The following is an 18,205-nucleotide window of genomic DNA, read 5'->3' on the forward strand; positions in this document are numbered from 1 at the left end:
AGGAGTCCTCACGTCATGGGCAAGCCCGACACCCGCAGCATCGACCGCGAGATCAGCAGGACGAACCGCAAGCTGGAAGCGGTCCGCCGGGGCGAGATGTGGCCCCTGAACAGTGCCGAGCGGCGCGCCGTTATCGGGGCGCTCGCCGGGGGTTCGTACCGGGTCCTGCGCGGCAAGAGCGCCACCCGGCAGGAGAACCGGCTGGAGTCCGTCTCGGAGCAGGCCATCACCCGGCTGACGGCCGAGATCACCGCCCTGCACATCGAGCGTCAGCGCATCGTGCGCGAGTACGCCGCCGCCAAGGCCGCCAAGAAGGGCACGTCGCGGTGGTGGTGAACACGCAGCCCGCAGGCGGCCGTTGCCCGGCCGCCCACCCGGACGACCCGACGCCGTGCGTCGGTCCGGTCGTGGTGACCGTGCTGGACCGCTTCAACGGAGGCGCGGACGGCTGCGAGCACCACGGCGCCCGCCTGCTCGCCTCCCTCGACGGCGGACGCGTCTACGCCCTCCCGCATGCCGCGCCCGGCACCGCGATCCGGGTGTTCAAGGCCGCCGACGGAATCCGCCCGTTCTGCTGGTTCGACGGCCCCCGCGTCGACCCGTCCCAGCTCAGCCGTGCGGAGAACCGCGCCCGCCACGGCGCCTGAACCACCACCCACCCCCGCCCCGCCCGTCCTGGTTGCCGGGCGGGGCCCCCGCCGACTTCCCGCCCCGCCCCGGGGCAGTCAGGAGTGTTCCCGTCATGGGTGACACCGTCGTCCACCTGCACAAAGACACCACCCCCGCCGAACCGTCCGCCGTGACCACCCTGACCGTGGTCCCCGACCCCGCACCGCCCGCCCCGGTTCCGCTGTGGGTGCGCTCCGGGCGCACGGTGAAGACGGCCCTCACGCACGAGCGCACCCGCACCGCCGCGCGTGCCGCCGCCCGGCACAGCCTCTACACCTTCAACGGTGGGCGGATCGTGGCCCGGCGTACCTGGGACGGCCGTACCGGGTCCCGCTACGAGCGGATGATCCGTGCGGCGGAAGCCGCGGGGAACCTGGAAGCGGCCGAAGAGTGGGAGGAGCGGTTGCAGCGCTTCCGCGCCGCCCGCCACCACCGCCGCATGGACCTGCTGCACTCCCCGGTGGAGGCCGCCAAGGGCGTGGCCGTCGGCACCGGCATGAGCATCGGTGTCCTGGTCGCCCTCGGAGTCGTCATGGCCCTCAACACGGGCCATGCCGGGGACGTCATCACGCCCCTGTCGGCGACGATCGACTTCATCGCCCTGCTGATCCGAATCGTTCAGGTCGTCTGGGGTCCGGCGCTCACGATCGGCCCGTTCCTGGCCCTGCTCGCCCTGTGGTCCGTCGGCCGCAAGCAGCACGCCGCACCCAACTGGGCACTGCCCGCCAACGTACGGTCGGGTGAGGGAGAGCCGATCACCCCGTCCATCGTGGTCAAGGCCCTGCGCGACCTCGGAGTGCCCGCCCTGGCCCGCGCCATCAAGGAAATGGGCGACGCCGGCGCGTCCATGCTCGGACCGATCACCATCGCCGGATGCGGCGTCGAGGTCGACGTCACCCTGCCCTCCGGGGTGTCCACCAACGAGGTGCAGAACAAGCGCCGCAAGCTTGCCGAGAACCTGACCCGGCACGAACACGAGGTGTTCATCACCATCCCCCAGGCCGCCCGCACGGTGCGACTGTGGATCGCCGACTCGGGTGCGCTGGACGAGCCGATCGGCCCGTCACCGCTGGTCACCGACGACACGATGACCGCCGACTACGCCAAGGGCAAAGCGCCCTGGGGGCAGGACCTGCGCGGAGACGCCGCGAGCCTGAGCCTGTATCAGCGCCACCTGCTCATCACGGGCCTGTCGAACCAGGGCAAGACCGTGGCCCTGCGCTCCCTGGCCCTGTGGCTGTCGCTGGACAAGTCGGTGCAGTTCCTCATGGGCGACCTCAAGGGCATAGGCGACTGGGCCATGTTCGACGGACTCGCCACGACCCTGATCCAAGGGCCGACGGACGAGCACGTGATCCAGGTGACCGAGATGGTCGAAAGCGCAGTCGACGAGATGAACCGCCGTATCCAGGCGCCGCCCGGCACCGTGTTCCCGCCGCTGATCGTGCTGGTCGACGAAGCACAGGTGGCGTTCATGTGCCCGGCCAAGGACGAGGACAAGCGCCCGTATGGCGGGTCGAAGGCCAACTCCCGGTACTTCATGGCCGTCCGGAAGATTCACAACCAGGGGCGGGCCGTGAACGTGCTGATGTGGCAGGGCACCCAGGACCCGACCAACGAGAACCTTCCCAAGCTGGTCCGCGAGGGCGCCCACACCCGCGCCTCTCTCGCACTGGGCACCGAGTCCCAGGCCCGCATGGCCCTGGGGGACAAGGCCGTCGACGGCGGCGCCGCGCCGAACCTGCTGCGACCCGGTTTGGACCGGGGAACCCTGGTCGTCGCCTCCGACGGCATCACCATTCCGGCCGGACAGTCGTCCATCACGGTGCGCACGCACTACATCGACGACGACGCAGCCGAGGCCATCACCGACCGGGCCAAGGCCCTGCGCGACGGCGTCACCACCCTGCACGCCATCGAGCGCGGGCAGGAACACGACCCGCTCGCCGACATCGCCGCCGTCATCGGCGACGCGCCCCGCGTGCGGACCAAGGACGTGCTGGCGCGGCTCGCCACACGGAACGCGGACGCCTACGGCGGCTGGTCGTTCATCGACCTCAAGCGAGTCCTGGACGACGCCGGCGCGGAGCCGTACAAGTCCGACGGCGTGATGGTCGTCGCCCGCGACCGCGTGGCCCGCGCCCTCGCCAACCGCGACAGCGAGGGTTCCGCTTCCGCCGACGGATGACAGGGAACACACCGCCGACGGGTCAGGGAGGCAGGGAGAACTCCCTGAACGCCTCCCTGGCCCGCCTCCCTGGCCCTGACCTGCACGAATGATCGTTCAGGGAGGCAGGGAGGCACGCAGGTCAGCACCCCCGAAACCCCCTCCAGAGCGCACCCCGAAGGGGGTGCCTCTACCTCCCTGAACCGTCATCGGAAGGGATTCCGCATGTACCCCGAACACACCGACCGGGCGCCCGCCGTACGGGCCCCGGAAGTCCACCAGCCCACCCCCATCACCCCCACCGCGCCGTACCCGGCGCCGCTCGTTCCCCTCCAGCCGCACGGCGTTCCGGCGGTCGCGTCCGTCGTCCTCCCGGACGGCCGTGTCGTCACCGGCTACGCCATCGAGCCCACCCGACCCGAACCGGTGGCCGTGAAGCCGGCCGTCTCCCGCGCGGCGGTCAACGTCGCGCTCGGGGGCGTCGGGTTTCTCGCCGTGTGCGGCGGACTGCTGCTGCTGACCACGTTCATCGCCGCGCTGACCGCGCTGGTCACCCAGCTCATCATCCTCGCCGCGGTCGTCTTCGGCGGATGGATCGCCGTGCAGGTCTTCAGCGCGCACGGACAGCGCGAGGGCGGGACCACGGTCAACATCCGCAAGGCCATCTTCAAGCGCAACCACTTCCACGGCTGAACGCCCCCGAAGGAGAACCGTGTTCGAGATCCGCGTCATCTGCGACCCCGCCGACACCGAACGCGTCACCACCGCGCTGACCGCCGCGTTCACCGGCGGCGACGTGCGCCGGTACCCGACCCGCGACGGTGAGCGCACCCGCCTCTACCTCACCGCCGACCACCGCCCCACCCCCGAGGACTGGCCCACCCCCCAGCAGGCATACGCCGACGCCCCGAGCATCAACAGCGAGATCGGATGGACGGCCCGCTTCCTCGCCGACGCCGAGTGCTACAGCGAGTTGGACCGGGAGTTCTACCTGCGCAAGGCCGCACTGCTCGACCGCATCGCCCTGCTCGACGAACCCGGCGCCATGGGCGCCGCCGCCACCGAAACCGCCGAAGCGGCGGCCCTGATGCTGCTCGACATGGACCAGACGGGCGTGATCTGCGACCCGCGCGCCTACGTCCGCCGACAGTACGTCTACTGGGCCAAGAACAACTAGCTACGCCAAGGGCGGCCCCCTCTCGCCAAAGACCGGGGCCGCCCTTGCCAGCCAGCATCCATCCAAGGAACTGGAGACCTCCAGCATGACCCATGACCCCCATACCGCGCTGCTGCGCGCGGCACTGGACGCCGCCGAACACGGCTGGCACGTCTTCCCCCTGCGCCCCGGCACCAAGCGCCCCGCCCTCCACGGAGAGGCCGCCTGCCCACGCACCGGCCCGTGCGCCGAGGGGCACCTGAAGTGGGAGCAACGCGCGACCACCGACCCGGACCGCATCCGCGCCACCTGGTCGCACGCCCCCTACAACGTCGGCATCGCGACCGGCCCGTCCGGGCTGGTCGTCGTCGACCTCGACGAGCCCAAGGACAAGGGCAGTTCGGACGCGCCTGGCGGCGCGACAACCTTTCGAGCGCTCTGCGAGCGCGCCGGCCACGCCGTCCCCACCACCTACCGCACCCGGACCGCGAGCGGCGGGACGCACCTGTACTTCACCGCCCCGCCCGGCATCCGGCTGACCAACACGGCAGGAACCATCGCCCCGTTGGTCGACACCCGCGCGTGGGGCGGCTACGTCGTCGCCGCCGGCAGCACGACCCCCACCGGACCGTACGAGGCCCTGTGCGGCCCTGTGACCGCCCACCTGCCCGCGTGGCTGCAAAGCATCCTGAAACCCGCCCCCAAGCCCGCACAGGCGCCCTCAATGGCTGTAGCGGGGCAATCACGCCGATACGCGGACGTAGCACTCAACAACGAGACCCGGAACGTCGCTTCGGCCCAACTCGGCGCGCGGGAAGCGACGTTGTTCCGGGCGGCGCGCGCCCTGGGACGGTTCGTCGCGTGGGGCGACCTCCCCCGGCACGTGGTCGAGCAGGCTCTTCAGGAGGCGGGGGAGGCGGCCGGACTGTCCGCGGCCGAGTGCCGCTCCACCCTGCGCAGCGCCCTGCACTGGTCCATCACCCACAACCAGCGCAGGCGGGATGCGGCATGAACCCCCGCCCCCATCCCCCACTGAAGAGCATCACCACCACCCCCACCAGGCCGAGCGCCGCCGAACCGGCCGCACCGCGTCCGGCTGTGGGCGAGCCGAAAGGCGCCGCCCGCAAGGGCGTCCAAACTGCCCTTCGCTCGAACCGGTTCCGGGCAGACGACGCGCGCCACGGCACGGACGACCCGACACCGGATCGGCCCGGTATCCGCATCTACGCCCCACCGGTCTACCGCCACCACTACGACGGCGCCCGCTGGTCCAAGCGCTACGGCGACACCCCCACCGCCGCCTACGCCTGCACCTGCGGGCAGACCGGCACCGCCACCGGCCCCGAAGCCGTGGCCGCCCTGGCCGCCGAGTACGCCGCCCACAAGCACTTCTGCACCGGAAAGCCTGCCGAACCCACCGAAGGGAGGGCCGCCGCATGACCCCCACCGTCGACGGGGCCGCGCTGCTGGATGAGGTGGAAGCCTTCCACCGCCGCTTCAACGTCTTCCCCCACGAGGCCGCCTACGTCGCCGTCGCGCTGTGGGACGCGCACGCGCACCTGCTGGAGTGCTTCGACTCCACCCCGCGGCTGGCGTTCCTGTCCCCGGAACCGGGATCAGGCAAGTCGCGGGCGCTGGAGATCGTAGAGACGCTGGTTCCCCAGCCCATGACGGCCGTCAACGCGTCCGCCGCCGCCCTGTTCCGGTCCGTGTCCAACCCCAGCGGCCGGCCCACGATCCTGTTCGACGAGATCGACACGATCTTCGGACCCAAGGCGGGGGACAACGAGGAACTGCGCGGGTTCCTGAACGCAGGCCACCGCCGCACCGGGGTCACCTACCGATGTATCGGCGACGGCGGCAACCAGACCGTGCAAGCCTTCCCGTCGTACTGCGCGGTCGCGGTCGCTGGACTCGGCTCCCTCCCCGACACGATCATGACCCGCTCGGTCGTCATCCGCATGCGCCGCCGGGCACGCAACGAACGCGTGGAAGCCTTCCGAGCCCGCCTCCACGAGGCCGAGGGGCACAAGCTCCGCGACCGCCTCGCACAGTGGGCCGAACACGCCCGCGGATTCGTCATGGGCGCATGGCCGGACATGCCCGACGGCGTCACCGACCGCCCGGCCGACGTGTGGGAACCCCTGCTCGCCATCGCCGACGCCGTCGGCGGCCACTGGCCCGAGCGAGCCCGCGCGGCCTGCGTGACGCTCGTCAGAGCAGCGCAGACTACCGACAAGCACAGCCTCGGCATCCGACTGCTGACTGACCTGCGCGACCACGTCCTGATCGGTGTGGACAAGCTGCCCACCATCGCCATCCTCGACCGGCTCAACGCCCTCGACGACGCCCCATGGGCCGACCTCGACGGCAAGCCGCTCGACAACCGGCGCCTTGCTCGGATGCTCGGCGAGTACATGACCGCCGACAACGCCCCCATCCGGTCCCGCAACATCCGCACCGCCGGGGGAGTCCTCAAAGGCTTCCACGCCGAGGATCTGGCGGACGCATGGTCGCGCTACTGCCCGCCCCCTCCCCGGGACTCCGCTACATCCGCTACACCGCTACAGCCCAGCTCAGAGCCCCTGAATCTGTAGCGGCACCGAAGCCTGTAGCGGCTACGCCCGCCACCCCGTTGCGCATGCGTAGCCGCTACACGCCACCCCTCCGCTACAAAAACACCCCCGCTGACCTGCGATGTAGCGCTGTAGCGGATGTAGCGGACTTCCCAGAAGGGGGCCCAGGTGCCCCGACCCATCACGGAGGTTTCGGCGTGCTCACCGTCGTCCCTGTCGAGCCGGAAGCGCTCACCGTCCCGGAGGTCATGAGCGCCCTGCGACTCAGCCGCAGCAAGGTCTACGACCTGATCCGCTCCAAGCAACTGCACAGCTTCACGTCTGGCCGGTGCCGCCGCATCCCGGTCGACGCCGTTCGCCAGTACATGCACAACCGGATGGAGGAAGCCGCCTGATGGCCAAGCGACGCGCCAACGGCGAAGGAACGATCACCAAGCGGAAGGACGGTCGGTACCACGCCGCCGCGTACGTCTACCGCCCCGACGGCACCCGCACCCGGAGATTCGTCTACGGCAAGACCCGTGAGGAAGTCGCCGACAAGCTCACGGAGATGCAGGAGAAGACCCGGCAGGGCATCCCGGCGGCATCGTCCACCATGGCGTTCGGTGACTACCTCACGTACTGGCTCGCCACGATCGCCCCGGAACGGCTCAAGCCCGCGACGCTGAACAGCTACGAGGGGTTGGCCCGGCTGTACATCCGGCCCGCGCTGGGCAAGAAGCGGCTCAACCGGCTGTCACCGGCAGACGTGCGTCGCTTCCTCTCCGAGTTCAAGTCGGCGTGCCTGTGCTGTCTGCGTGGAGCGGACAAGGAACGCCCGGAGGACAAGCGCACGTGTTGTGCGGTCGGTCGCTGCTGCGAGCGGCGTCCGTCCGCGCGCACCGTCCAGTACGTGCACGCCGTCCTGCGGTCCGCGCTGCAACAGGCCATCCGTGAGGAACTGATCGCGCGGAACGTCGCCCGGATCGTCGAAACCCCCACCGTGGACCACAAGGAGGTTCGCCCGTTGGACGCCGGAGAAGCGAAAGCGCTGCTCAAGACGGCCCGGTCCCACCGCCTCTACGCCCTGTGGCTGCTGCTGGTCTCCACCGGCCTGCGCCGCGGTGAGGCACTGGCGTTGACGTGGTCGGACGTCGACTTGAACGCCGGGACCCTCCGCGTCCGCCGCAACGTCCAGCGCATTCGGCGGGAACTGATCTTCGGCACGCCGAAGACGATGCGGTCCATCCGTACCGTCTCCCTGCCCCGACGGTGCGTGCAGGCACTCACGGAGCACCGCGAGGCGCAGGAACGGGAACGCAAGGTCGCAGGGCCGAAGTGGAAGCCGATCGAGGGACAGCCGGCAGGGCTCATCTTCACGACGTCCACGGGCAGAGTGATCGACCCGCGCGGGCTGAACAGGATGCTGACCATCCTGTGCCGGGACGCCAGGGTGCGGCGGGTGCGGGTTCACGACCTGCGTCATACCTGCGCGTCGCTGCTGCTGGCCCAAGGCGTCGACGCCCGCACCATCATGGAGACGCTCGGGCACAGCACCATCACGATGACGCTGGACACGTACGCGCACGTGATGGGGACGACCCTGCGCGCCGCCGCCGACCGGATGGATGACGCGTTGGGGCTCGACGACGAGGGCGAGACGGAGGACGACAGCGCGGCCTGAACGGCACTACGCGGGGGCGTTGATGTCACTCGCTGATGTCAGAAGCCCTGCCGGAAGATCCGGCAGGGCTTCTGACCTGCGCGCACTCGGCAGGATTCGAACCTGCAACCTTCTGATCCGTAGTCAGATGCTCTATCCGTTAAGCTACGAGTGCTTGTTCTGTTTTCCTCCCCGCTCCTGGGCTCTTCCGGCCCGCTCGCGGCGACAGGAAGAACATTACATGACAGTCGCCGCCATGTGAAATCCGTTTGCCGCACCCCTTGTGACCTGCGAAAACGCCATGCCGGACGGGTGAGGGCCAGCGCATGGGGCGGGAACGTCGAAGCCCCGGCCATACGGACCGGGGCTTCGGTGATCATGCGCGGAGGTGGAAGGATTTGAACCCTCGATGAACCTTAAGACCCAAACCGCATCAGCAGTGCGCCGGAGTTCGTCCGAGCGTGACCCGCTTCGCCCGACAGCGACCCGTATGCCCAGCCCAGCGTGGGTAGTTGACCGATCCGGACGGACGGCGTCCGAACGCGTCCCGCACTCTTGACGCCATCCGCGCGCCATCAGCTCACGCTTTCCGGGACCCCTCCGACGTGGGCGTACGGCGGGGCCGGCCTCCCTTGCGCGAGCGGCGTTCGGCGAGCTCGCGCTCCGCGGCAAGGAGGTCCGCCCGGTCCTCCTCGGTGCCGTGCTCGCACACCTGGGCGCGCATGTGGTCCAGGAGGTCATTGGTGCGGTCGGTGCCGAGCCGCTCGCAGACGTGCCCGTACGCGCGCCAGAGCCGGTCAGGCACCCGGATCGGGCGCGGGGTGGTGTGCCGCTTCGGAGCGGCCCCCTGCTGCTCGGCCATCTGCCGCCCCCTCCCTCACCCGTGCAGCGACACGGACTCCGCCACTTCCCACACGGCATGTGTATCTACACGGTTTTATCAGTTCCGTGTAGATACACAGTTTGTGGCTCCCGAAACGGAGCGGCCCCGACCGAAGCTGTCACCTTCCGGTCGGGGCCTCACGAAACGCCTGACACGACAGGAGAACCGCTCTGCTGGACCTTCTCACGGCCCCTCGCGCCGCCCGTACCGTCCGCGGCCTGCTCGGCACCGTCGCCGACGCGGTCCGCTCGGTCATCGCCCCGGCCGCCCTCTTCCGGGAGCAGGAGCCGACCAGTGCGCCGTACCCGGCCGACGTCTACGCCCCGGAGGAGATGCCGGAGACCGGCGTCATCGGGGCCGCCGCGGAGTACGAGCGCGCCGCCGACCAGGCCCGCCGCGCAGACCGCGGCAAGCGCCCCGTACGCAAGGTCCACGGCCACGCCATCGGCGAGGGCCCCGAGGCGCACACCGGGATGGACGACCTCGGGGTCATCCCGGCCGCCGAGGAGCGGGTGTGGTGCGAACGGATCGCGGCCCGCCTCGGCGAGCGCTGGCCCGATGTCTACGGCGAATGGGGCGGCGCCCAGGTCACCAGCGCGCTCAAACCGTGGGGCGTCGAGACGGGGCATGTGTGGGGCACGGACAGCGACGGCGAGGGCCGCAACCGACGCGGCATCACGCGCGCCGATGTGGTGGCTGCCATCACCCGCCGTGACGCCGGCAGGGCCGCGCCCGCCCTTAGGACGGCCGCTGGGCCTAGGGCGTGTATCGGGTCGTGATCAATGTGTGGGCTTTCCCCTCGTTGATCTTCGTTCTGGCAGATCGTCTGGCGTCGGCGGTGCCTGCGCTCTCACCAGCCGGAATACGCACTCACGGCCGCCGGTTGCAGCGGAACATGCGCCATCCTCAGGAGCCGCCCAGCGGCATACACCCACTGCTTGCCGGGCGCTTCAGCCCCTACCGGTTCGATCCGTCGGCGGTTGTCGACGACCACACCCTCGGGCTGCTGCTGGAAGCCGCGCGATGGGCACCGTCGGCGGGGAACTCCCAGCCGTGGGGCTTCTTCACCGGCAGGCCCGGTGAGCCGGAGCACGACCGGGTGCTCCCTCACCTCGCGCCGAGCTCGGCCCGCTGGGCGACGGATGCGGGCCTGCTCGTCGTCACGCTGACGCGCCGGCACGTCGATGACACGCAGTTGCTCTACTCCGAGTTTGCGGACTACGACCTCGGCCAGGCCATCGCCCACCTGACTGTCCAGGCCCAGGCCATGGGACTGGCTGCGCACCAGTTCCGGGCCTTCGACCTGGAAGGGCTCACCAAGGAGCTGGCCCCGAACCCTGGCTGGGTGATCGTTTCCATGGTCGCGGTGGGCAAGGCGGCCGACGGACCGCCGGAGGGCCGCGCCCGGCACAGCGTCGCGCACTTGCGCTCCGCTCCCTGGTCACCGGCGGAGTAGCAGCCGGATCGTGATCGTTGAGCGGCCCGGACGAGGTCCTTGATCCAGATCATAGAGGCACGGAGGTGGAGTCCGGCGAGGTAGCTGCCTGGGGTCTTGTCGTAGCGGGTGGCGATGCCTCGCCAGGCCTTGAGCTTGTTGATCAGACGCTCGACGGTATTCCTTTCCTTGTAGAGCTCGGCGTCGTGGCTGACGGGCCACCCACCCCGGGAGCCCTTCTTCTTCCGGTTGGCGGCCTGGTCCTTCTTCTGCGGATGACGGCCTTGATGCCGCGTCTGCGCAGGTAGGCGCGGTTGCCGCGAGAGGAGTAGACCTTGTCCGCGACGACCGGGCCGGGCCGGGTCCGGGGACGGCCGACCGGACCGCGGACCCGCACCTTGGCCAGGACGGGGATGAACTGCGGACTGTCGGCAGCCTGACCCCGCGGTCAGGGCGGACGCCAGCGGCCGGCATCTGCGGTCGGCTGCCAGGTGGACCTTGCCGGTCTGTCCGCCCCTCGAACGCCCTCGAACGCCCCAGAAGGGCGGCCTTCAGCCGGAGCTCGCGTTGGCGCCTCACCCGTCGTCGCTCCTCCCGTCCGGGATCGGCTTCGCCGTCTTGCCTGTTTCGTTCCTCACCGCCGCCCCCTTTGACCTGGTCTCATCTTCCTCAGCGGCCTTCTCCAAGGCATCGAGGACGCCGAGCCCGAGGTCACGTCCACGGACGTGGTGTACGGATGAGGATGTGAGGGCCGCCGGAGGCGGTCCCTCACATGGCTCAATGGCTGAGGGCGGGCGGCTGGCCTCCAAGGTCGGGAGTGCCGGGCTCGGCTGACTTGCCGGAGATGCACTCGGCGAGGATGTCCGGGCCGGTGTAGCGGCGTTGTTCGGTCCATTCGTCGGTCTGCTCGGCTGCATTGCATTGTGCGCGGCCCAGCCGTTCACCCCGTGCCGGAAGTGTGCCGGTACCGGCGAGACCGAGCGCTTCGGCAAGGACCGGACCTGCCTCGCGCTGCCGGGGAAAGAAGTGCAGGCTGCACATCGGCCAGCGCCTGCTTCACCCTCGTCGTCGCGTACGCGGGCGGCACCCCCGTGGGCTTCGGCCACGCCTTCTGCTGCTCCGCCGACCACTGGTTCGGTCCCGGGCCTGGTCGACCAGGTCCCCGGCCGAGGAGGACGACCGCCGCACGCTGAGCGAAGGCGACTTCATGAGCGGGCAGACCGAGGACCGTCACCCCGACGTGTTCAGCCTGCTCCGTGGCGAGGAGTGCCTTTCGCGCGCAGCATCGCTCGGCGTTCCGCGCGGTCCAACCGACTCAGACAGGCGTTTCAAGGGTGGAACCGCTGCACTCGCCATCCTCCGCGAACCGAAGCCTGGCACTGTGCTGGAGGTATCGAATCGGCTCGTTGAGCTGCGCTGTCGGATGTCTGGCGTCCCGGGAGAACCGGCACGGACAGAGGACATGCGGCACGACGGCCGTACATGGGCCCGTCTTGAGGTGGCTGCTGAGAGACGGTGCGGCGTCGCAGGTGACGTCGGAGGGGGCTGGTGTGGCAGTTCGGCCGACTATTGGTGATTCCGCCGATTCACTCGGCTCGACGCATCGCCACCCGGGTGGCCCAGTGGCGCGCCGAGTGCCAGGTCATGTCGCATGTGTGATGGACGGTAACGGCCGGTGGGCGGCCCAGCGGTCACTGCCGCGTACCTCAGGCCACCGGGCGGCGGAGACAACGGTCATCGACGTCATCGAGGCGGCGAGGGCGGCTGGTGTCGGATGGCTGAGCCTGTACGCGTTCTCCACCGAGAACTGGCGCCGCCCGAGCTCTGAGGTGGACTTCCTTATGCAGCTGGTCCGCCGCGTGGTCCGCAAGCATGCCCCGCTGCTGCACGCACGCGGGATCCGCTGCCGCTTCCTCGGCATGACGGATCCGCGCATTCCCGCGGAACTGGCCCAGGACTTCACCGACCTGATGACGCTGACCAGCGACAACCGAGGAATGACGCTGACCATCGCATTCGATCACGGTGGGCGCAGGGACATTGTCGAGGCCGCACGGTCTCTCATCCGGGCCGGTGTGCCGGCCGAGGCCGTGACCGAGCAGAGCTTCGCCGCCCACCTGCCTTTTCCTGACACGCCCGATGTGGATCTCGTGATCCGCACCTCGGGTGAACAGCGCATTTCGAACTTCATGCTGTGGCAGGTCGCCTATGCCGAGTGGATCTTCCCACGAGTGCTATGGCCCGACTTTCGCGCGCCGCACTTCCTCGAGTGCCTGCACACCTACCAACAACGAGAGCGCCGTTTCGGCGACGTGCTGCCGAAGCAGAACGGAGGATCCTGACCGTGACCAACGAACAGAACGGTGTTGGTGCCGACGCCACTGAGCGCGAGGGCTGTTCCGAGCGGTCCGCCATCGAGTCGGAGACTGAACCCGTGTTCGGACCCGGCTCCCAGTTCGAGGCATTCTTCAATGACCCGCGCTGGGCACTGGCAATGGTGCGTGCGACCGTGCTAGAGGCGGCACACCCACAGATCGGCGCCGCGCTGATCGGCAACTCCACATTCGTCGCCCATCCCTGGCGGCGGTTGCGAAACACCTTCGTGAGCATGCAGCGCATGTTCGGCTCCGACGAGCAGGTACGAAGCAGGGAGGCAGCGCGACTCAACCGGCTGCACGCACGGCTCCGCGGAACCGACACACAGAATCGGCCGTACAACGCGATGGACCCTCACGCGCGGGCCTGGGTGGTCGCAACCCTGTTCGAGAGTGCAGTCACTATGTACCGGCTGAGCGGACAGCCTCTCGAACAAACGGCAATGGAGCGGCTGTATGCCGAATTCCAGGGGTTCCTTGCCGCCATGGGAGACGAAGCCGGCCATCTGCCGCCGGCCCTTCACGAGTTCTGGGCTTATTACGACCGCGTGGTCGCAGAGGAGCTGGAGAACACGGAGGCCATGCGCATCATCCTGTACAGGCTCTTCGATCATCTGCCGGCCCCTCCTTTGCTGAACGGCCTGCCCACCTTGTGGGCGACCGGCCGCGCACTGATCGGCCCAGTCATCGGGGCGATCACTGTGGCATCCCTCCCGGAGCCCTTCCGCCGACGTGCCGGACTGCCCGAGATGCCCGGCGCGCAGACCCTGATGCAGAGCGCCTACCTCGCCGTCGGATTGGCCCGCTTTCTTCCCGATGGCTGGATCCAGGCGGAAGTCATCGCGGACCTGCTGGCCCTCTCACCCGACAGCGACGACCCTCGGGCAAGGACGGTCGTTGCCCTGCGCGAAAAGATGAAGCGCGCCGGAGCGCTGCTCAGGCTCATCACACCACTTGTCTCACACCGGCCTACTGCGGGAGGCGAGGCGCAGCGCGGCGCGGCGGAGTTTTTCCGCGAGGTGCTTGACCAGACGGGCGATGGCTACCTGGACTGGCCGGACTGCGCAGCCATGGCCCGCGAGCTGTCCAGCCGCCTCGACTTGGATGAACCCGGGGAAACCAGGCTCTACGACGCCTTCGCCGACTGGTGGCGCGAACTGCAGGCAGCCCTCGACACCGATGGTGACGGCCGCGTGAGCGCCCAGGAATACGCCACGGCTGTTCCGTCACTGGCCGGGCCCGCTCTGATCGAAGTCGCCGAGGTCCTCTTCGACGTCACCGACAAGGACGGCGACCAGCGCATCGACGCAGACGAGTACCGCAGCCTGTTCCGTACCGCGTTCCACCGTGACACGACCGGTGCTGAGGGCGGGTACACCCGCAGCACATTCGTCAACGACTTCCTGTCCTTCATGTCCGGGCGCCAACGGTCCACCCGGTATGACCCGCTCCTCGCCGATGCGTGACGGCGTGAGAAACGCCCTCCAAGTAACTGGCCCACCGGCGGCCAAGCACAACAACAACGGCTTGAGGCTGGGCCGACCTGGCTGGACCAGCGTGCCGGCCTGGAGACCGAACCCACCCAGTCCGCCCAAGAGGGCGTCGAGCGCGTCGCCACCCGGGTTGTCCTTCTCCCGCTGCGCCTGGAGAGCCTTATCCATGCACGTGGTCAGCAGCTCCGCTGCGGCCACGGCTCCGCGCTCGACGCGCTCGACGGTGCGGGCCAGGCGTAGGCACAGCTCCCGGTGCTCCACCGCTCTCGGTGCCGTCACGCCGTCCAGCGGCGTGAGGCCGGTCGGCGACAGGTCTCCCTCGACGAGGAGACCGCCCGGGTCCACAAGGCGTGGCGGAAGCGGAAGCTCGAAGAGCGGTTGCAGTGGAGCGGGACGTACCAGGACTCGGGGCGCGTGTACGTCTGCGAGGACAGGACGGAGCTCAAGGCCGAGTACCTGTCGAGCCGCCACCGGATCCTGATCGAGCGGCACGCCGACATCACGAGAAGGCCGGCGAGGGCTGACCGGTCGAGCGGATCGCGCGGAAGTTCCGGACCACGGAGGCCGCGGTGCGCGTGGCGCTGCTGATGCCGCTGCCGCCCATCCGCTTCCACGACCTCCGGCACGGCGCGGCGACGATGTTCCTGGCGGCCGGGGTCGACGGCGAGTTCGTGAGCGAGGTCCTGGGACACGCCTCGGTGGCGTTCACGAAGGACGTGTACGCGGTCGTCGCCGAGGAGACGGCGGCGGACGCCACGCGCCGGATCGCGGCGTTCATCCCGCGTGCGAACCGGGCCTCGGACAGGCCGCAGAAGTGCCCGCTGCACCACTCTCAGCCGTTGGTGCCCACCGTGCCGTCAGAGCGTTGACAGTGGCCCTGAACGCGACTCAGGGAGCCCAGCCGAAATCAGCCGAACTCCCTGGTCAGAGGGCGGAGGCGGAGGGATTTGAACCCTCGATGGGCTTTAAGGCCCAAACCGCATTAGCAGTGCGGCGCCATAGACCGGACTAGGCGACGCCTCCAGCACAACCGCCCGCGCGAGCGCGAGTGGTGCGTGCAGATGATGACACAGCCGAGTGGGGTGTCACCAATCGACGCCTACGGTACTAGGCAGAAAGCCCGCAGGGCAAAGCATCGGGCCGCAATCCGCGGGGCGGGATGCCTCTTCCGCAGGGCGCTCCGGGGGCCCGCCCCGCCGTGTCCGCAACCGTCACGCCCCGGGGCCGTTAGTCACGGCATGGTCCAGTTCACCTCTTGCGGCGTGCTCCTCGGTGCCGTCGCCCTCCTCTCCACGGCCGGGGCCGCGGCCCCGGCGTACGCACACGGGCGTCCGTCCGTTCCCCTCGGTGACCGGATCGTGGTCACCGTGAGCCACGCGGGGCGCGCCGACGGTACATATGTGCTGCGGTGCCACCCGGGGGGCGGCAGCCATCCGGACCCCGTCGCCGCGTGCGACGCGCTCGACCGGCGAACCGTCTGGGGCCAAGACCCCTTCGCCCCGGTGCCGCCGCGCAGCCTGTGCACGATGCAGTACGGCGGCACGGCCACCGCGCGGGTGACCGGCACCTGGGCGGGGCGCCCGGTGGACGCGCGGTACGACCGCAGCAACGGCTGTCAGATCGCCCGCTGGGACGACCTGGTGCCCGTGCTGCCGGACGTTCGTTCGTAGGCTCGCGCGCCGCCGCATCAGGGCCGTCCCCGCGGGCGGCTACCAGGTCCCGCGGGCGACCTGCACGGTCACGGGTTCTGCGTCACTTCCGCGTGCGACCTCCCTCTCATCCGGCCTCGCGAGCTGGGCCGCTGCCCGTAGACTCCCTCGCGTGACACGCTGCGGGCCGGTTGGCAAGATGGCCTCCGCAGTGGGCAAGGTGCGGTAACAGGGAGGAAGCGTCGCGTGAGCAGCAGGCCATCCCGAGGCGCTGCTCGCCTCGCTGCCATACTGGACGCGCTGCCCGACGCGTTGGTCCTGGTCAACGCCAACGGGACCGTGGTCAACGCCAACACCATCGCCCTGGAGACCTTCGAGACGCCCGGCACGGCCCTGGTGGGGCGCGGGCTGCTCGATCTGCTGCCGCAGTTCGACTCGCGGCTGATCCCCGGATCCATGCGGCGCCCCGACTCCATGGACCCCCGGGGGCGGACCAAGCCGACGCGGATGATCGCCCGACGCACGGACGGCAGCGAGTTCCCCGTCGAGGTCACCAGCGCCAACCTGGAGGACGGCCGGCAGGCCTACGACGGTTACGGCTACACCGGCGACGAGTTGCTCATGCTGGTCGTCCGCGACCTGTCCGGCACCGTCGACACGGAGACGGAACTCGCCCGGTCGCAGCGGCAGACCGAGATGATCCTCCGGGCGGCGGCCGAGGGTGTGGTGGGCACGGACACCGACGGGCGGATCGTGCTCGTCAACCCGGCCGCCGCCCAGATACTCGGATACCGGGCCAGTGACCTGGGCGGCAAGGAGCTGCACACCCTGGTGCTGCACTCCCGCGAGGACGGTTCCCCCTTCCCCTACACGGAGTCGCCGCTCCACGACACCCTGCGCTCCGGACGCAAGCACCGCGTGCGCGGACAGGTGCTGTGGTCCAAGAGCGGGGACAAGGTGTCGGTCGATCTGACGACCGCGCCGGTGCGCGACGGCGACCAGCTCGTCGGCGCGGTGCTGACGTTCACCGACCGGCGGCCGTACGAGGCGGTCGTCGCCGAGAAGGACGCGGCCGAGAAGCGGCACAAGCAAGAGCTGGAGCGGGTCGCCGAGGAGCACGAGGCGGAGCTGGAACGGCTGCGCAAGGAGCACGCCGCCGAGCTCGACGGGCTGAGGGAGCGGCACGCGGAGGAGATCGCGGCGGGCGACGAGCGGTACGCCGCGCTCGGCGAACGCGAGAAGGACCGGTACGAGGCGCTCGCCGCCCGGCACGATCAACTGCTGATCCTGCTCGGCCGGTCGCTGCGCGGCCCCCTGGACGAGCTGCGCGGTGAGCTGTCCAAGCTCGCCGCGGACGACGCCGGCCAGCTGTGGCCCGAGGCCAACCAGGTGCTGCACCACCTCGCGGCCGGCTACTCGCGCATCACCACCCTCGTGGACAACGTCCTCGGCTACCAGCGTCTGGACGCCGGAGAGGACGACCTCGTCCGGACACCCGTGATGCTCGACGCGGTCGTCGCCGTCGGTGTCGAGGGCGCCGTCGAACTGATCGGGCCCGGGCGTGTGCAGTTCGCGGTCCACGCCCCGCCCATCGAGGCCGAGGTCGACCCGCAGCGGCTCGCGCAGGCGCTCGCGCATCTCGTCGCGGACGTGGCGGGCGTGGACGCCACGGGCAACGCCCCCGTCTCGGCGGGCGGTTACATGGACAACACCGTCGTCGTGGCCGCCGCGCAGCGCGGCGAGGTGGTACGGATCGAGGTGCGCGGCCCGTACGCCGGGGGAGACCCGGTGCACCAGCCGATCGTCGGCGGCATCGTGCGCGCCCACGGCGGTGTGCTGCAGACGCACGAGGTGCCCGGCATGAGCGGCAGCGCGTATGTGCTGGAGGTGCCGCTCGGCGGTGGCGCCGGGGCGGTGGCGGCGCCCCCTGCTCCCGCGGAGGAGTCCGGGGCCGAGGCCGTCCCGCCCGAGCCGGCCGCACAGCAGAGCGGCGGGCGGCGGCGGGCCCGCCGGTCGTCCGTGGACGCGTTCCTGGAGAGCGAGGTGGGTGCCGCCGCGGCCGCCTCCTCCGACACGGCCGCGACGGCACCCACCGGGCGGCGCAGGCGGCGTGCGGCGGGGCCCGCGGCCGAGACGCCCGCCGCGGCGCAGACGACCGCG

The 18,205-nt window shown here is 70.2% G+C and carries 19 protein-coding genes, 2 tRNA genes and 1 pseudogene; 17 read left to right on the top strand and 5 right to left on the bottom strand.

The genetic code is table 11. From position 1 onward, the window contains the following. Positions 1 to 15 precede the first annotated feature (15 nt). The 10 genes from ACFSL4_RS07755 (at position 16) to ACFSL4_RS07800 (ending at position 8,231) form a co-directional block, all read left to right on the top strand. A complete protein-coding gene (locus ACFSL4_RS07755; RefSeq protein WP_381079913.1) occupies positions 16 to 336 on the top strand; it encodes a hypothetical protein in 321 nt (106 codons plus the stop codon). Then, positions 327 to 647 (top strand): hypothetical protein, encoded by a 321-nt coding sequence (locus ACFSL4_RS07760; protein ID WP_381079915.1) that lies wholly within the window; start codon positions 327 to 329, stop codon positions 645 to 647. Before ACFSL4_RS07755 ends, ACFSL4_RS07760 begins: the two co-directional genes overlap by 10 nt. A 95-nt stretch (positions 648 to 742) precedes the next feature. Beyond that, positions 743 to 2,857, top strand: coding sequence for an FtsK/SpoIIIE domain-containing protein (locus tag ACFSL4_RS07765; protein ID WP_381079917.1), 2,115 nt, complete (start codon positions 743 to 745; stop codon positions 2,855 to 2,857). A gap of 204 nt (positions 2,858 to 3,061) precedes the next feature. Further along, positions 3,062 to 3,529, top strand: a complete 468-nt coding sequence (locus ACFSL4_RS07770) for a hypothetical protein (RefSeq protein ID WP_381079919.1) — start codon at positions 3,062 to 3,064, stop codon at positions 3,527 to 3,529. A gap of 19 nt (positions 3,530 to 3,548) precedes the next feature. Beyond that, positions 3,549 to 4,013: a hypothetical protein gene (locus ACFSL4_RS07775; protein ID WP_381079921.1), complete on the top strand. Its 465-nt coding sequence runs from the start codon at positions 3,549 to 3,551 to the stop codon at positions 4,011 to 4,013. Positions 4,014 to 4,098: 85 nt separating this feature from the next. Next, the gene (locus ACFSL4_RS07780; RefSeq protein WP_381079923.1) at positions 4,099 to 5,004 is read left to right on the top strand and encodes a bifunctional DNA primase/polymerase; all 906 of its coding nucleotides are present in this window, start codon (positions 4,099 to 4,101) and stop codon (positions 5,002 to 5,004) included. Beyond that, the gene (locus ACFSL4_RS07785) at positions 5,001 to 5,432 is read left to right on the top strand and encodes a hypothetical protein (protein WP_381079925.1); all 432 of its coding nucleotides are present in this window, start codon (positions 5,001 to 5,003) and stop codon (positions 5,430 to 5,432) included. Before ACFSL4_RS07780 ends, ACFSL4_RS07785 begins: the two co-directional genes overlap by 4 nt. Beyond that, positions 5,429 to 6,589 carry a DUF3631 domain-containing protein gene (locus ACFSL4_RS07790; protein WP_381079927.1) on the top strand — a complete coding sequence of 387 codons (1,161 nt, stop codon included), beginning with the start codon at positions 5,429 to 5,431 and terminating at the stop codon, positions 6,587 to 6,589. The genes ACFSL4_RS07785 and ACFSL4_RS07790 overlap by 4 nt, the downstream gene beginning before the upstream one ends. 176 nt (positions 6,590 to 6,765) lie before the next feature. Next, complete coding sequence (locus ACFSL4_RS07795; protein ID WP_381079929.1) at positions 6,766 to 6,963, top strand: helix-turn-helix domain-containing protein; 198 nt, start codon at positions 6,766 to 6,768, stop codon at positions 6,961 to 6,963. Further along, a complete protein-coding gene (locus ACFSL4_RS07800; RefSeq protein ID WP_381079931.1) occupies positions 6,963 to 8,231 on the top strand; it encodes a tyrosine-type recombinase/integrase in 1,269 nt (422 codons plus the stop codon). Before ACFSL4_RS07795 ends, ACFSL4_RS07800 begins: the two co-directional genes overlap by 1 nt. 81 nt (positions 8,232 to 8,312) lie before the next feature. Here ACFSL4_RS07800 and ACFSL4_RS07805 read toward each other — a convergent pair. Both ACFSL4_RS07805 and ACFSL4_RS07810 read right to left on the bottom strand, forming a co-directional pair. Next, a tRNA-Arg gene (locus ACFSL4_RS07805) sits at positions 8,313 to 8,385 on the bottom strand. Positions 8,386 to 8,790: 405 nt separating this feature from the next. Next, entirely contained in the window at positions 8,791 to 9,072 is a 282-nt protein-coding gene (locus ACFSL4_RS07810; protein WP_381079933.1) for a hypothetical protein, read from the bottom strand. A gap of 353 nt (positions 9,073 to 9,425) precedes the next feature. Here ACFSL4_RS07810 and ACFSL4_RS07815 point away from each other — a divergent pair, with 353 nt between their 5' ends. Further along, positions 9,426 to 9,872: a hypothetical protein gene (locus tag ACFSL4_RS07815; RefSeq protein WP_381079935.1), complete on the top strand. Its 447-nt coding sequence runs from the start codon at positions 9,426 to 9,428 to the stop codon at positions 9,870 to 9,872. Between the two features lie 116 nt (positions 9,873 to 9,988). After that, entirely contained in the window at positions 9,989 to 10,549 is a 561-nt protein-coding gene (locus ACFSL4_RS07820; protein ID WP_381079937.1) for a nitroreductase family protein, read from the top strand. A 17-nt stretch (positions 10,550 to 10,566) separates the two neighbouring features. On the opposite strand, the pseudogene ACFSL4_RS07825 reads toward ACFSL4_RS07820, so the two are convergent. Together ACFSL4_RS07825 and ACFSL4_RS07830 are read right to left on the bottom strand one after the other, a co-directional pair. After that, positions 10,567 to 11,223: pseudogene (locus ACFSL4_RS07825) on the bottom strand (IS5 family transposase); the annotation flags it as partial. An 82-nt stretch (positions 11,224 to 11,305) separates the two neighbouring features. Then, a complete protein-coding gene (locus ACFSL4_RS07830) occupies positions 11,306 to 11,569 on the bottom strand; it encodes a hypothetical protein (RefSeq protein ID WP_381079939.1) in 264 nt (87 codons plus the stop codon). Positions 11,570 to 12,186: 617 nt separating this feature from the next. On the opposite strand from ACFSL4_RS07830, the gene uppS reads away from it, so the two are divergent. From uppS to ACFSL4_RS07845, 3 genes are all read left to right on the top strand, one after another. Then, the gene (gene uppS, locus ACFSL4_RS07835) at positions 12,187 to 12,870 is read left to right on the top strand and encodes a polyprenyl diphosphate synthase (RefSeq protein ID WP_381079961.1); all 684 of its coding nucleotides are present in this window, start codon (positions 12,187 to 12,189) and stop codon (positions 12,868 to 12,870) included. Further along, on the top strand, positions 12,765 to 14,369 hold the full coding sequence (locus tag ACFSL4_RS07840) for an oxygenase MpaB family protein (protein ID WP_381079941.1): 1,605 nt from the start codon (positions 12,765 to 12,767) through the stop codon (positions 14,367 to 14,369). The genes uppS and ACFSL4_RS07840 overlap by 106 nt, the downstream gene beginning before the upstream one ends. A 596-nt stretch (positions 14,370 to 14,965) precedes the next feature. Further along, positions 14,966 to 15,265: a tyrosine-type recombinase/integrase gene (locus ACFSL4_RS07845; protein WP_381079943.1), complete on the top strand. Its 300-nt coding sequence runs from the start codon at positions 14,966 to 14,968 to the stop codon at positions 15,263 to 15,265. A gap of 63 nt (positions 15,266 to 15,328) precedes the next feature. Here the strand turns inward: ACFSL4_RS07845 and ACFSL4_RS07850 are convergent. Next, a tRNA-Ser gene (locus ACFSL4_RS07850) sits at positions 15,329 to 15,419 on the bottom strand. A gap of 215 nt (positions 15,420 to 15,634) precedes the next feature. On the opposite strand from ACFSL4_RS07850, the gene ACFSL4_RS07855 reads away from it, so the two are divergent. Both ACFSL4_RS07855 and ACFSL4_RS07860 read left to right on the top strand, forming a co-directional pair. Then, positions 15,635 to 16,066, top strand: coding sequence for an SSI family serine proteinase inhibitor (locus ACFSL4_RS07855; RefSeq protein ID WP_381079945.1), 432 nt, complete (start codon positions 15,635 to 15,637; stop codon positions 16,064 to 16,066). 225 nt (positions 16,067 to 16,291) lie between these two features. Continuing rightward, a partial coding sequence (locus ACFSL4_RS07860; protein ID WP_381079947.1) for a PAS domain-containing sensor histidine kinase occupies positions 16,292 to 18,205 on the top strand: 1,914 nt, incomplete at its 3' end.

The organism is Streptomyces caeni (assembly GCF_042678285.1).
Classification (GTDB): Bacteria; Actinomycetota; Actinomycetes; order Streptomycetales; family Streptomycetaceae; genus Streptomyces; species Streptomyces caeni.